Source organism: Moorena sp. SIO3I6 (assembly GCF_010672095.1).
In genome coordinates this window covers 64,351-77,358 of the sequence record NZ_JAAHHU010000029.1, presented here as the reverse complement: position 1 = coordinate 77,358, position 13,008 = coordinate 64,351, and the positions used below count along the sequence as shown (strand labels likewise).

The window sequence follows — 13,008 nt, the reverse complement described above, 5'->3', positions numbered from 1 at the left end:
ATTTCTCTGATGATAACTTGATAAGATCCTCCAAAACTGCTTCGATTGTTGCCAAGGCCGAGTTTGATTATCCTCTTTATTTCTTTTGTCAAGTACAATTTATACCAAATTCAATGCGATTACCCTGGAATTAATGTAAGTTCATTTTTAGTCCCGTCTTGCCACTCGTCACTTTTCCCAAAAATTTCCTTAGCTTCAGACAAGCTACCGAGCAATTGCACCTGGTCTACAAGTCCTTTTTCCGCTGTGCCAACAATTCCAATGTTGCCTGTAACTACCCCGCCAGGACTAATTAACCCCTGATCACGCACCTCAATGTAAGTGCCTGGTAAAACCATCGTCTGAGTCATGAAAACCTCCACAGGAATTCAACGATCATACTAATTATCCTGCGCACTTTAAAATTTTACTAGTGCATCACTACCATCGGATTCCAGAAGATAATTGCCCTGAAAAATTAGTTAAACTTTGTACCGGGTCTGAAATAGCCTATAATTAGGAGGTTTGTCCAGGGCAAAACCATCTAATTTTTTTAGACAAATGACTAAAATTATGTACTGAGGATTTAACAGGAGGATCGCTGTCTAAATAAGAAGTAGCGATCGCCATGGTAGTTTAACTTAACGATAATTCCTGTTATAGCAATTCTCTATGCCATGAGGTACAAAGGGATCCCCCGTTGGTCCCCCTTATCAAGGGGGACTTTTAGGTTTAAAAGCGTACCTCATAAATCCTAGAAACGCTATAGAATTATTTGCTCTGATCAGATCCTGATATCCTATTTCCCCTAAAGCCCTTATGTGCCCAGATGTTTCTATCCCTCAACCAGACCTCAGTAGCAATGGTTCAAACGTCCAAACCATGACTAATGTCAGGGAGTCAGTCTCACCACTGGTAAACTCAATTCCGCCATTGTTAGGAGCTTCTATAGTAGAGTTAACCAGCTGGATACAACAACAGGGACAACCAGCTTATCGAGGACGTCAGTTACACGGATGGATTTATCAAAAAGGAGTGCGATCGCTTTCTCAAATTTCTGTCTTTCCTAAACAGTGGCGTAACACCCTCGCCGATGTCCCCATTGGTCGGTCAACGTTACACTACCGCTTAGAAGCAAAGGATGGTACGGTAAAATACCTGCTCCAGTTATCAGATGGTCAAATTATTGAAACTGTGGGTATTCCCACACCAAAGCGTCTGACCGTTTGTGTGTCTTCCCAGGTCGGTTGTCCCATGGCTTGTGACTTCTGTGCTACTGGTAAAGGCGGATTCACTCGCAATCTGGCTCGCCATGAAATTGTCGATCAGGTTTTAACAGTAAGAGAAGATTTTCAACAACGAGTCAGCAATGTGGTGTTTATGGGTATGGGAGAACCCTTGCTGAATACCGAAGCTGTGGTAGGTGCAGTCAAGTCTCTTAATCAGGACCTGGGGATTGGAGCGCGATCGCTTACTATCTCAACAGTTGGTATTCCCGGTCGTATCCGCCAACTCGCTCAGCATCAACTACAAGTCACCCTTGCCGTCAGTCTACATGCCTCAAATCAGCAGCTACGGGAGCAACTGATTCCTAGTGCCAAGCACTATCCTCTCAAAGCACTATTAGATGAATGTCGAGACTATGTAAACTTAACAAGTCGCCGAGTGACGTTTGAATATATCCTTTTGGGTGGACTGAATGACTCTCAAAAACATGCTGTTGAGTTGGCTAAGAACCTGAGGGGGTTTCAGAGTCATGTCAATTTGATTCCCTATAACCCCATTAGTGAGGTAGATTACCAGCGCCCTAGTTACCGCAGGATTCAAGCCTTTGTTGAAGCTCTTAAGCAGCAACACATTGCTGTCAGTGTACGCCATTCCCGTGGTCTTGACAAAGACGCCGCTTGTGGACAACTTAGAGCATCTAGGAGTACTTAGAAGTAATGTTTTCGGTCATGTTTTAAAGGTTGCTTAGGTAGGATGGAGGCGAACAAAATATAAGCGATGCAGCGCGGTCTTGGGGGAAACCCCCATGAGCGACTGCATCAAGAAGGGACGTTTTACTTACCCTTCTGTTAAAAACCTACCCTTATGAGTTCGCCCCCTCACCCCCTCATTGCTTAAGCACTAGGAGCATAGATGCCAGGGGCATAAGCCTCAACCACCCTGCCAGTGCGAGAGCAGCTAATCATTAAATAATCACAGACGGGGCATTGAGTCTGGGTTAGGTGAGTGTTTTGACAATAAATCTTTTGAGCACTACTGCCACAATTAGGACAGTAAACGTTCTGTGTTATCTGCATGTTAAACCTTGTTTTATTCAGTCAGTTATTAAAAAATGACTGCCTCTAACAAGCACCGACCCTGGTTCAACCATCTACTAGTACCGCTTTGGTAAATTCAAAATGAATTATTCAAAATTCAGATCCCGGTGCGCTTTCCGTAGGCGAATTAAATTCGCCACGGGTCGCACCGCAAGCTGATGATGTAAGCTTTTCGTTGGTTTTGAATGGTAGCTTTACTTTATTTGTGCTGTCTTGTACTAGTTAGATATAACCACTCAACTGATTAATCTGGAGGCAGCAATCGTTAATCTTTCCTTAACTATTGTATTTAAGTCTTATTTTTTTGGGAATTAATTTAACAATACTTAGCAATAGTGTTTACATATTTTAATATTCCGCACAAATTGGCACTCCAAGACTAGGTGATTTTTATTAAAAATAAGCTTCTATCCTATTGATACCTAATTGATCCCTGATTATTTGCTGTAATTTTTTATACAAATACTTGATAATATCTACCGTAGACAAAACTAGTTTTATCACAAAATATGTGAGATATGATACCGTACTCGGTTGATTACTTATCATAATCATATCTGAGATCGGGTAATTGGATCGGGTAATTGGTCATTGGTAGTTGACGATTCTCGATCCATCTGTTAAATGGGTTAACCAATCCGTTGCCCCATCTTCAATAGCAGACACTAGCGTAAGCATATGCGCTACAGATGGTGCTACTTGAGGTGCCGTCAGCTTAAAATAAACCTCGTTCGCGTAGCATGCCCATCGCGCAAACAGGATAATTTAATAGTTCGAGATTAATCAGAATTGAAAGTCTGGGGATTTGCGAACAGCTTTGTGGCACAGGCTTCGACGCTGTGACCCATCGCGCATAAGCTGATACGCGACACGCTGATAGCTGAATGCTTACACACTAGCAATCGCCCTATTGCTGGAAATTAGAGATGTCCGGACGGGATGGTTTGATGAAAAGTAAGAGTGTTATAGCACTACGCATTAAGCTTAGGACATTCCTAAACTCAGCAAACTTAGTCATAGCTTACTTCTGACTTCTGACTTCTAACTTCTGACTTGCGCGTAGCGCTATATAAGGGGATAGCTTGGTAAAATTTGGGCAGTATGGTGGTAGAGATCTCAGTAAATAGACTACTTAAGTATTAATTGCAAACAGACTATCTGATCAATTAACACTTCTTAACTAATAATGAATAAACACTATATCTTTTTTACCAGAAGTACTTTACCATTACCCAATGCTGCCCACTTAGTTCATGATGTCAATTCCGCCAATGCTGCTGCTAACCTTGGTTATTCTACTGTTTTAGTCTATCTCCACCCCCCAGAGAAATCCCTAAATCCCTTAGACTGGGTTTATCCCTTTAGGCTCCAACAGCCACCGGAAAACGTGACCAAGTTTTACAGTATTCAGGATCAGCTCAAGGTGGCTCCCCTAGCTATGCCTTGGCCCATTGGTCACATCAAAGGCAAACTGACTAGCCCCAGCACAATCGTTTGTCGTTACTATTTTCCAATTCATATTTTTCCCCATACTCAAATCTTACACACGTTGGATTGGAATTTAGTCAAAACAGCCATCAAGCATGGTATACCAGTCATTTATGAGCGGGAACATTATAAAAAAAGTGACTATGATCAATCCATTGTCCAAAACCCACTTTTTCAAGTCGCAGTCACCGTAGCTGATAATATTCGGGACGATATGATTCGTAGGGGTATGCCCCCAGAAAAGATTATCAAACTCCATAGTGGCTTCAATCAGTCTTTTTTAGTAAGACAACCAGAACAAGCCTCTGAATGGCGCAAAAAACTTTTGGTGGATAACCGCCAAAAGTTAGTGGTCTATTCAGGAGGACTCTATCGCTTCAAAGGGGTAAACTTATTAGTTGATGTTGCTAAGGAATTACCACAGATTCAATTTGTCTTTGCTGGTGGCAATGAATCTCAAGTACAGTCTTATCAGCAGCTAGCTAAAGAAAAACAAGCTAACAATGTTACCTTCTTAGGTTATATTCCCCACCAGCAGCTTCCCAGCTTACTCCAAGCTGCTGATGTTTTGGCTCATCCTCACTGTTCTGGTGAGGCGGCTAGCTTTACGTCTCCTCTGAAGCTCTTTGAGTATATGGCTTCAGGAACTCCGATTGTGGCAACGGAAATTCCTCCGTTGATGGAATTTAAATCGTCCAGTGCTATTGCTGGCTGGTGTCAACCAGATAACCCAGCTCAATTGACTCGTTGCCTCCAGCAGGTATTAGAAACCTATCCCAGAAACGTGAATGGTTATGCTGCTCAAATTGAGTGGGGGAGTCAGTTCTCTTGGGAAAATAGAATGGCCAAAATTATGAGCAATGTAGCAGAATATATGCATCCTATAATATCTGATTAATACGGTTACATTTAGGGTTAAAGTAAGCATTTAGCTATTAGCTAATGGGCTACAGATGGTGCTACTTGAGGTGCTTTTGAATCAAAGAGGTAAGCATTCGTTTAATCTCAGTTAAGTCAAAGCGCTTGTGGCCTGTGCCACAAAGCACCTCAAGTAGCGTGGCCAAGGGCTTTTCACCAGACTTTCAATTCTCATGAATCTCTCAATAATTAAATTATACCCAAAGAGGTTTATGTTAAACTTTTGGCGTAGCGTGAGCCATTCGCGTAGCTTGGCCAACGGCCAAGGCTCACGGCTGAGCACTGATGGCTGAGCACTGATGGCTGACAGAGGAGTACCCACCAGCTCCTGATAAGTGGGTATAAATAAACCCACTTACTGATCTCAATTTCGGTTATGCTTACTAAAAATACTTATAGATCTCGAGAGCTCGAGATCGGGGGATGATATGATGAGGATATCAGCTAAAGAAGAGGAAAGAATAAGACATGACCACATGACCATGTCAGCCTCCTTCACCTGATCGTTTCATGTCTAATCTAAGGACTTTATTAAAAACCTTCTAAGATAAGTTTATCAAGGATCAGTTAACTAGATAGACTCATGACAATGCCCAACTTTTTAATCCTAGGTGCAGCTAAGGCTGGAACTACTTCAATTTATCGATATCTAAAGCAGCATCCGCAAATCTACATGAGTCCTGCCAAGGAACCTAGGTTTTTTGCTTTTGAAGGGGAAAATTTAGATTTCCGTGGGTTAGGAGATGAAAAAGAAGCTGATTTCATTGTCACTAATCTTGACGCCTATCGTAACCTATTTAAAAAAGTAAATAATCAAGTAGCTATTGGGGAAGCATCTACAAGTTATCTCTACATTGCGAAATCTGTTGAACGCATAAAGTACTACATTACCTAAGGCAAAACTGATCGCCATTATTCGAGATCCAGCAGAAAGAGCCTATTCCAACTATTTACATTTAATCAAGCAAGAGCGCGAACCACTGGATTTTGCTGAAGCTCTTGCCCAAGAAGAGGAGCTGATAAAAAATAACTGGTGGTCTTTCTGGTACTATAAACAACGGGGACTTTAGTATGTCCAACTAAAGCGTTATTTGGATGCGTTTGACAAAAGCCAGATAAAGGTTTATATATACGAAGATTTGACTAATAATCCTCTAGGTATGCTGAAAGATATGTTTGTTTTTTTGGAGATAGACGATACCTTTACCCCAGATATATCTGAAAAAGTTAGGCAAGCTCCTCGCCTTCCCAAGAACAAAGCGTTGGAATCATTTTTGAACCAACCGCACCCAGTTAAATCAATTCTAAGTCCATTGCTTCCTACTGGCCTAAGGGATAAACTAGTTAACAAGATTAGATATTTAAATCGTGGGAAACCTAAGTTAGCACCAGCAGTGCGGAAGCAATTGATTGAATTCTATCGCGAGGATATCCTCCAGCTTCAAGATTTGATTGGTCGGGATATTTCCCAATGGCTAAAGTGTTTAAAATTAAGTGAAGCAGTAAGTTGACAATTAAGTTAAGTAAGTTAAGCTTAAACTAAGCTGATCAAATTATTATCAACTTCAAATTGATGAGTTAGGGAATTAAGCTATGTCCAAAACTATGGACAAAAAAGTTATCGGTATGATAAGTAGCTATAAGGCACTGAAACCCAGTCCTGTTGATTGGCTATGGAAGCAAACCCCTCGTCCTTTGGGGGTTTGGAAAAATATTCAAATGATAGCTACTGCACCTCAACCGGATTTTTTACTGCTATACAACTTTAACGAATTTTATGACATCAAACCAGTTAAACCCAAATTTGGCAATTTTTTTGGGCTAGCTCACAAGCCCCCTGAGCCTAAGGTCGCAGATCTCAAGACTCTCTGGCGGGGAGTGCCGAAAGAACGGATTATTTCTTTGGTGCGGGAACCTCCCTTCCCAGAACGGGAAGAGATCCGAATTAATGAATATAAGCAAGCTCAGGAATACTGTGGCTATGTATGTGGTCCTGATGATTTTGCGCCAATTCCTGACTATATGCCTGCTATTTCATACCACAACAATTCGTTTCGTGAATTGCATGAAATGGGACCACCTGAAAAAGCTCGTTCCTGTTGTTGGATTACTTCCGGTATTGCTCGCACGGCTAATCATCGTCAGCGTTTGGCGTTTTTGAGGCTGTTGAAGGACAGTAATCTAGAATTTGACGTGTATGGACGGGATTTGCCAGACTGGGTAAACGGATATGGAAAAGTAGGGAATAAGTGGAATGCGATGGCTCCTTATTACTACAACCTGGCGATTGAAAACTATGCTGGTAATGATTGGTATGTGAGTGAAAAGTTGTGGGATGCTTTATTAGCCTGGTGCTTACCCATCTACTATGGTGGTTCTGCTGCTGATAAATTATTGCCTCCAGGAAGCTTCTTGAGACTGCCAAGTGAGGATGAAAAGGGCTTAGCTTACATTCAGGAGGTGACGGCTACACCGGATGCGTGGCATGAGGCTCTAGATGCGATCGCAGAAGCACGTCAAATTATTTTACATGAGTTGAATTTACTCAACTTCTTGTCTAAGGTAGTGGAAAAACTGGGGTAAGTCTAGATGAGCACAGGAATTTATACATTGGCTAATGATGTGGTTTACAACCAACTGGTAGCACTGCTCAATAGCATAGAGGTTAATGCTGGGAAAGAGACTCCAGTTTGTGTAATTGCCTACAATGATCAGTTAGACAAGGTCCGTCAAGAAATTGCCACCCGAGATAATGTAACGTTGCTGGATAATCCAGAACTATTTGCCCGTTGGGAAGAGTTTTCCTACCATGTCTGGAAAACTCACCCTGATGCCTTGCAAGAATGGCAGGAAAAAGGCATTAAGACGAAATTCTATCGGGTTGGTGAAAATCATCGTTACTGTGCCTTTGATCCAGAGAGTCCATTTGAAAAATTTATCTATCTCGATGCTGACACTCTGGTGATGGATTCCTTATATTTCGTCTTTAAGCAGTTAGATGAGAGTGATTTTGTGGTTTATGACTTTCAGTATAAAGACCCAGCACATATTTTTAACGTAGCCTCACCGAAGTTACTGGAAGTATTCGATGAATCCCAGATTAATTCAGAAATTTTCTGTTCTGGATTTTATGGGGCTAAGCGGGGATTATTTCCTGAAGAGCAGCGAGAATGGTTAGTTTCTCAGTTAGCTAATGGGGAAGCAGAAGTTCTGTATAAGCGAGCGCCTAACCAATCTGTACTCAACTACATGAGGATGAGGTCTGGGTTATCGATCCATAATTTGGCTCTGAGTTTGCCTAAAGATCAAAGAACAGGCAATTCCGTAACATCTCCTCACTTTGAAGTTCTGGATAATCTACTTTATGATCATGGGAATAGGCTGACTTATCTTCATTACATTGGAATCAAGTCAAAAGTTTTCAATAAACTGTGTGCTGGGGAGAATATCGACTTTCCATACCGGGATATTTTCTTACATTATCGATATTATCATCAACCAGAGAAACGTCCTCGGTTTACTACTAAAGCTAAACCTTACAACCAGCCTCCTAGTTTAACCACTAAAGTATTCAAGAAGTTAGGATTCAGTCGTTGAGGCAAATTTTATGAATCGTGGAATTTACATCACTGCTAATGACCGGGTGATTGAGCAGTCTATTGCGTTACTAAATAGTATCCGCTGCTACGATACCGATACCCCAATTGTTTTGATTCCCTATGATGACAATTATCAAAACGTCGCCCAAATTCTTCAAGAGTCTTATGGGGTAGAGATTTATCCAGATTTGGCGTTTATCGAACGCCTGTCTACTAAGCTACACGAAATTTTCGGGGAGGGATTTTTTGCTAGACCGAATCAGTTCCGGAAACAGGCTTGCTGGTTTGGAACCTTTGATGAATTTATTTATATCGATACCGATATCGTTGTTTTTGAGAAGATAGCGGATACTCTTGACTACCTGGCTGACTATGATTTTATTTGCTGTGATTACCAGCATGTCGGGGGAATTGCCAATGTTTTCACCCCCAAAGTTATTGAAGATAAGATTTTTAGTGAAGCGGAACTGAAGGATATCTTTAATGGGGGGTTTTGGGGAGCCAAGAAAAATAAGATTAGTGAAGAAACTTTATATGAAACCTTTGCTGAGTGTGCGGCTAATCCCGAGTACTTTGACTTTTCCCAGAAAACCTCCGATCAGCCGATTATCAACTATATGATATTGAAGCAGATGCACCACCGATTTAATATTGTGCGTAGACCAGGGGGAGCTCCAGGAAATTGGGCAGGTAGTAAACAATTTCAAACCCAAGGAGTACGACTTATTGATCCAAATTTGAATCAACCCCTACAATATCTACACTGGGCTGGTATTCGTATTCAGCCTGGTTGTCCTTACTGGGATATCTGGAAACATTACCGCTATTTGAATGAACCTATGCCAGAGGATGAGTCTTTGCAGACTAAAACTCAGAAGAGCTTATGGGAACAAATTACCAACAAATTACACAAATCACTGAAAAAATAAAGCGGATTTAGTCCTAAAAAGGTGACAAAAAGGGTTAATGGAATAGTGTTAGATGTCAGTTTGATTTTAATTGACTCACAACTTCCTCTGTAAAGTCCGATGCTGGAGAAGCAGAAGATGTTGAGTCGGTGCTGATTAAACCGAAATCTGACGATAAATAAAGTACTAAGGTGAAGGTTATAGCTAAGATAAGTTTTTCGAACATTTTACACTCCTCTAGTCGCAACGTCATCTAGTAGTAACGTTATTAAGTAGTTACCCCTATCTTCAGTATCCTGATTTTTTTTGGGATCGTAGGTGATCCTGTGGTAATAGGGGTTGTGACAATTGTCATAACCTTAGGTGACGTAAATCATCGACAAAAAGTTTCTTTTGTGCGAATAAAAATAGCTAGGGCATGTCGTCAGTTAGAGAATTGACAACCAGTCAGTGCAGCTATAGAACTGAGGGGAGTCAGGAAAACTCAACTAAGGAGGAAGTAATGCGTCGGTATGCCTTGCGTCTTCGATCAGTGGGAGCGAATTAAGGATATGCTACCTGGCCAGGAGGGCGCTTGTTGGTGGAAATGCCAAAGATAACCGCCTATTTGTTGAAGCCGTACTGTACCGATACCGTGCAGGTATTCCGGGTTGTGATTTGCCGGAGAGGTTTGGCGATTTTCGGTCTGTGCACAAGCGTCATAGCCTAGGGTCTGAAAGTGGTGTGATAGAACGTGTATTCAAGACACTCTCATTAGATGCAGACAACGAGTACGCTGCGCTCGACGAACACGATTGTACGCGCTCATCAACGAGGGTGCTGGTGCAAAAAAAAACACCAGACGATAAACCTGAAACACAAGCAATTGGACGCAGTAAGGGTGGTTTATCTACCAAAATTCATGCCACCTGTGATGCACGCTGGTAATCCCACAGGGTTTCATCTGACCCCCGGTCAAGCACATGATTTGCAGGGAGCTGATGCGTTACGCGGGTGGTATACATGAGATTGGTGCACTGCTTGCAGACAAGGCTTACGATGCGACAGAGCGGGTGCTCAAACGATTAAAAGAAGCTGACTGCCAAGCTGTCATTCCTCCTAAAGTCAATCGTACTCAACTTTGAACATATGACTTGCACATGTATAAGTGGCGTCATCTGATCGAAAACTTTTTTCAGAAACTTAAGCAATACAGGGCAATAGCAACTCGCGCTTGATAAAACTGCTCGTAATTTTTTGGGAGCCATTCATCTCGCCGCTTCTGTCATCTGGCTTAACTGACGACATGCCCTAGAGAGTGGGTTGACTCAGAGATGGGGTGATGGGGTGATCAGGTGATGGGGTGATGGGGTGACGTTAATTGAACAGATTTTGTGACGCATTCCCCCACCTGGCCTACGGCCACGCTGCGCGAACGTTCAGGTCCGGGTCAAGGAACGACAAATTGTGTTATAATTAATTTAGCTTGAGCGGTACGGCAAAGGACAGAACAAGATTCTGAGCAACCTAGAGGCACGACCTCTCAACGCCAGGGAAAACAAACCTATAAATCCTGTGTAGTCGGTTTATATACGTCAGACTCTAGGTAAAAGTTCCTAATAAAAGCCCCATAGCGGAAACGACTTGGGGGAGCACTCCAGCAAAAGTCCTGGGTGTTCGGCGGGAATGCCGCCTGTCGCGAGGGATAAACCCTTGTAATCAAGACGGACACCCCCACCACGAGAACGCAGGTGGGGGAAGCATTCATGTTAATTCAAGTACGGCGAAGGATTTGGGAGATCAAGGATTTTGATCTCGGTATAGTTGTGTCGAAATACTTTGTCCTAGTCATGGTTTCTCAAGTTTGTGAGCAATCTCAGGATTACTAGTTAAGTTTTTGAGCCTCTAGCGGCAGCACTGACCCAATCGACTAAAAAGGTCAAAATGACGAAACAAAAGAGACTACTACACTGCTATAGTCAAAGCTGCTCAATTGTTCGGTCAGCAACAGACCTAAGCCTCCAGCTACGACTTACCAACCATGACAGTCTCCCGGATGCAGACTTCCCAGCGATAGAGGATATAAGCTAGGAAACGGGGCAAGTTAATCGGGAGTATCCCATAGAGAAATAGCAGCATTCCCGGAGTTCCCTGGGCTTTCAAGGCTTCTAAAGGAGGTTTTTCCAGGTTTTCGTTGGTTTCTGTCATTAATGTGCCTAGAATACCAAGGTTGTTTAATCCGAGTGCGATCGCACTGGGTAAAATTCCAGGAAACAGGACAAACAGGGCTACTATTGCCCAAATCGGTGCGGGAATGGCTCGGCAAAACAGTAGGACTATCCGAGTTAGCACGAGTATTGTCCAACCTTGTACCGACGCAATAGTTAATGCCTTGGGATTGGGATTGAGCAATCCACCGGGAAGGAGAAAATTATGGGCTGCTGGAAAAGACAGCACCATGCCAGCAATACCAGCACCAGCAATCGCTAGTATCGACATGGCAAGGGTTTGGATGGAGAGAGTAAATAACTGTGGGAATTGCACTCCATTAATTTGTTGTGGAAATGACCCTGTAGAATGCCATCATGTCTTTTGGGTGACTCAAGCTTCGGCTCCGAGTTGGATTAAAGCCTCAGGATTAACCACAGATGAGCAGGGATTTATTCTAGTTACTGATACCTTTGGTCTATCCTGCAACGGTCTAGTTCATCCTGAACAACTGCTGCGCAAAAGCGGGATGAAACCTGGTCAAGTGCTGATTCTGACTAAAGCCATTGGGACGGGAACTCTCTTTGCTGCTAATATGCGCTACCAAGCCAAAGGTCGCTGGATTGAACAGGCAGTGGAATCGATGTTACTATCCAATCAAACCGCCGCCCAAGTCTTTCGTGAATGTGGCGCAACAGCTTGTACTAATATTACTGGATTTGGAGTGTTAGGGCATCTCCGGTAAATGGTTAAAGCCTCAAACGTAGGCGTGGAATTAGAGTTAGCAGCAATTCCGATTTTACCAGGAGCAATAGAAACTGTAGAAGCAGGAATAACTAGTTCTATTCACCCTAAAAATTTACAATTATCTATCTACATCAAGAATAGATTAGACGTTAGTCATTTACCTAACTACCCGTTGTTATTTGACCCTCAAACCTCTGGTGGAATTCTAGCAGCTATTCCAGCCGAAAAAGCTGATGAATGTATTAATAAATTGAAAGCTTGCGGTCATCAACAAAGCAGCTTAATTGGTCGGGTAATCCCAGCTCCACAAGCTATCTCGAGACCTATTACTATTATATAGCAGTTCTCAATTGGGTGAGGTACTTTCGTTCTGGGTTAATGGCAGTAGGGAGTAGGGGGTAGGGAGTAGGGCTGCATCGCTTTTTCCGATCAAGAGCATAATGAGTTGAAACAGGCCAGCCTTATGGAAAACAGAGCTATCAATTATAAGGTACGCCCACGCCATTAGGGATTATTGATCTAAATTTAAAAGAGAAAAACTCAAATAAGTGCCCCTATCCATCCCTACCGTAAGACGAGTGGGGAATTCCGCTAACAGCGCGTTAATTCAACTTATTAATGAAACTCCCCAGGCAAGATTCGAACTTGCGACCAATCGGTTAACAGCCGACCGCTCTACCGCTGAGCTACTGAGGATTGCCAAACAATTGCTCATCACATCTACTTATTATAATCATAAAGTACAAAGTCTGGCAAGTACTTTCGCAAATTTTTTTTAAATCACTGTTGTGTCGGGAGTTTTGAGTACTTTTTCAGTTAACGATTATTAGTTAACAGTAAACAGTCAGCTAACTATGA

15 protein-coding genes, 1 tRNA gene and 1 pseudogene are annotated in these 13,008 nt (G+C 42.4%); 11 read left to right on the top strand and 6 right to left on the bottom strand.

What is annotated here, in order from left to right; translation table 11 throughout:
* Nucleotides 1–119 precede the first annotated feature (119 nt).
* Nucleotides 120–350 (bottom strand): hypothetical protein, encoded by a 231-nt coding sequence (locus F6K49_RS11170; RefSeq protein ID WP_293096619.1) that lies wholly within the window; start codon nt 348–350, stop codon nt 120–122.
* Nucleotides 351–861: 511 nt separating this feature from the next.
* Here F6K49_RS11170 and rlmN point away from each other — a divergent pair.
* The gene (gene rlmN, locus F6K49_RS11165; RefSeq protein WP_293024045.1) at nt 862–1,917 is read left to right on the top strand and encodes a 23S rRNA (adenine(2503)-C(2))-methyltransferase RlmN; all 1,056 of its coding nucleotides are present in this window, start codon (nt 862–864) and stop codon (nt 1,915–1,917) included.
* 182 nt (nt 1,918–2,099) lie between these two features.
* On the opposite strand, the gene F6K49_RS11160 is transcribed toward rlmN, so the two are convergent.
* Complete coding sequence (locus tag F6K49_RS11160; RefSeq protein WP_293024026.1) at nt 2,100–2,282, bottom strand: replication restart DNA helicase PriA; 183 nt, start codon at nt 2,280–2,282, stop codon at nt 2,100–2,102.
* Between the two features lie 1,207 nt (nt 2,283–3,489).
* On the opposite strand from F6K49_RS11160, the gene F6K49_RS11155 reads away from it, so the two are divergent.
* Nucleotides 3,490–4,689 (top strand): glycosyltransferase, encoded by a 1,200-nt coding sequence (locus tag F6K49_RS11155; RefSeq protein WP_293045963.1) that lies wholly within the window; start codon nt 3,490–3,492, stop codon nt 4,687–4,689.
* Between the two features lie 111 nt (nt 4,690–4,800).
* On the opposite strand, the gene F6K49_RS11150 is transcribed toward F6K49_RS11155, so the two are convergent.
* Complete coding sequence (locus F6K49_RS11150; RefSeq protein ID WP_293045961.1) at nt 4,801–5,064, bottom strand: hypothetical protein; 264 nt, start codon at nt 5,062–5,064, stop codon at nt 4,801–4,803.
* A gap of 228 nt (nt 5,065–5,292) precedes the next feature.
* On the opposite strand from F6K49_RS11150, the gene F6K49_RS11145 reads away from it, so the two are divergent.
* The 6 genes from F6K49_RS11145 (at nt 5,293) to F6K49_RS11125 (ending at nt 9,237) form a co-directional block, all read left to right on the top strand.
* Nucleotides 5,293–5,604, top strand: coding sequence for a hypothetical protein (locus F6K49_RS11145; protein WP_293096616.1), 312 nt, complete (start codon nt 5,293–5,295; stop codon nt 5,602–5,604).
* Between the two features lie 7 nt (nt 5,605–5,611).
* On the top strand, nt 5,612–5,779 hold the full coding sequence (locus tag F6K49_RS53315) for a hypothetical protein (RefSeq protein ID WP_366514165.1): 168 nt from the start codon (nt 5,612–5,614) through the stop codon (nt 5,777–5,779).
* 69 nt (nt 5,780–5,848) lie between these two features.
* The gene (locus tag F6K49_RS11140; RefSeq protein ID WP_293096613.1) at nt 5,849–6,220 is read left to right on the top strand and encodes a hypothetical protein; all 372 of its coding nucleotides are present in this window, start codon (nt 5,849–5,851) and stop codon (nt 6,218–6,220) included.
* 94 nt (nt 6,221–6,314) lie between these two features.
* Complete coding sequence (locus tag F6K49_RS11135; protein WP_293045967.1) at nt 6,315–7,292, top strand: glycosyltransferase family 10; 978 nt, start codon at nt 6,315–6,317, stop codon at nt 7,290–7,292.
* A 6-nt stretch (nt 7,293–7,298) separates the two neighbouring features.
* The gene (locus F6K49_RS11130) at nt 7,299–8,306 is read left to right on the top strand and encodes an Npun_R2821/Npun_R2822 family protein (RefSeq protein ID WP_293045953.1); all 1,008 of its coding nucleotides are present in this window, start codon (nt 7,299–7,301) and stop codon (nt 8,304–8,306) included.
* A gap of 10 nt (nt 8,307–8,316) precedes the next feature.
* Nucleotides 8,317–9,237, top strand: coding sequence for an Npun_R2821/Npun_R2822 family protein (locus F6K49_RS11125; RefSeq protein WP_293080708.1), 921 nt, complete (start codon nt 8,317–8,319; stop codon nt 9,235–9,237).
* Between the two features lie 55 nt (nt 9,238–9,292).
* Here the strand turns inward: F6K49_RS11125 and F6K49_RS11120 are convergent, their stop codons facing one another.
* On the bottom strand, nt 9,293–9,442 hold the full coding sequence (locus tag F6K49_RS11120) for a hypothetical protein (RefSeq protein ID WP_293021361.1): 150 nt from the start codon (nt 9,440–9,442) through the stop codon (nt 9,293–9,295).
* Nucleotides 9,443–9,718: 276 nt separating this feature from the next.
* Between F6K49_RS11120 and F6K49_RS11115 the strand changes: the two are divergent.
* Nucleotides 9,719–10,497: pseudogene (locus F6K49_RS11115) on the top strand (IS5 family transposase).
* A 723-nt stretch (nt 10,498–11,220) separates the two neighbouring features.
* Here F6K49_RS11115 and F6K49_RS11110 read toward each other — a convergent pair.
* Nucleotides 11,221–11,694, bottom strand: coding sequence for a hypothetical protein (locus F6K49_RS11110; protein WP_293021362.1), 474 nt, complete (start codon nt 11,692–11,694; stop codon nt 11,221–11,223).
* On the opposite strand from F6K49_RS11110, the gene F6K49_RS53310 reads away from it, so the two are divergent.
* Together F6K49_RS53310 and F6K49_RS53305 are read left to right on the top strand one after the other, a co-directional pair.
* Complete coding sequence (locus tag F6K49_RS53310) at nt 11,654–12,148, top strand: hypothetical protein (protein ID WP_365939964.1); 495 nt, start codon at nt 11,654–11,656, stop codon at nt 12,146–12,148. The two genes, F6K49_RS11110 and F6K49_RS53310, sit on opposite strands and share 41 nt — an antisense overlap.
* Nucleotides 12,149–12,490 (top strand): AIR synthase-related protein, encoded by a 342-nt coding sequence (locus tag F6K49_RS53305; RefSeq protein WP_364302074.1) that lies wholly within the window; start codon nt 12,149–12,151, stop codon nt 12,488–12,490. It begins immediately after the preceding gene.
* Between the two features lie 284 nt (nt 12,491–12,774).
* Here the strand turns inward: F6K49_RS53305 and F6K49_RS11100 are convergent.
* Nucleotides 12,775–12,846, bottom strand: a tRNA-Asn gene (locus F6K49_RS11100).
* Nucleotides 12,847–13,008 lie beyond the last annotated feature (162 nt).

What these genes read in the sequence shown, in the direction of transcription:
- F6K49_RS11170 (WP_293096619.1), bottom strand. Translation starts at nt 350, where the DNA reads ATGACTCAGACGATGGTTTTACCAGGCACTTACATTGAGGTGCGTGAT.
- rlmN (WP_293024045.1), top strand. Translation starts at nt 862, where the DNA reads ATGACTAATGTCAGGGAGTCAGTCTCACCACTGGTAAACTCAATTCCG.
- F6K49_RS11160 (WP_293024026.1), bottom strand. Translation starts at nt 2,282, where the DNA reads ATGCAGATAACACAGAACGTTTACTGTCCTAATTGTGGCAGTAGTGCT.
- F6K49_RS11155 (WP_293045963.1), top strand. Translation starts at nt 3,490, where the DNA reads ATGAATAAACACTATATCTTTTTTACCAGAAGTACTTTACCATTACCC.
- F6K49_RS11145 (WP_293096616.1), top strand. Translation starts at nt 5,293, where the DNA reads ATGACAATGCCCAACTTTTTAATCCTAGGTGCAGCTAAGGCTGGAACT.
- F6K49_RS11135 (WP_293045967.1), top strand. Translation starts at nt 6,315, where the DNA reads ATGGACAAAAAAGTTATCGGTATGATAAGTAGCTATAAGGCACTGAAA.
- F6K49_RS11130 (WP_293045953.1), top strand. Translation starts at nt 7,299, where the DNA reads ATGAGCACAGGAATTTATACATTGGCTAATGATGTGGTTTACAACCAA.
- F6K49_RS11125 (WP_293080708.1), top strand. Translation starts at nt 8,317, where the DNA reads ATGAATCGTGGAATTTACATCACTGCTAATGACCGGGTGATTGAGCAG.
- F6K49_RS11120 (WP_293021361.1), bottom strand. Translation starts at nt 9,442, where the DNA reads ATGTTCGAAAAACTTATCTTAGCTATAACCTTCACCTTAGTACTTTAT.
- F6K49_RS53310 (WP_365939964.1), top strand. Translation starts at nt 11,654, where the DNA reads ATGCCAGCAATACCAGCACCAGCAATCGCTAGTATCGACATGGCAAGG.
- F6K49_RS11110 (WP_293021362.1), bottom strand. Translation starts at nt 11,694, where the DNA reads ATGTCGATACTAGCGATTGCTGGTGCTGGTATTGCTGGCATGGTGCTG.
- F6K49_RS53305 (WP_364302074.1), top strand. Translation starts at nt 12,149, where the DNA reads ATGGTTAAAGCCTCAAACGTAGGCGTGGAATTAGAGTTAGCAGCAATT.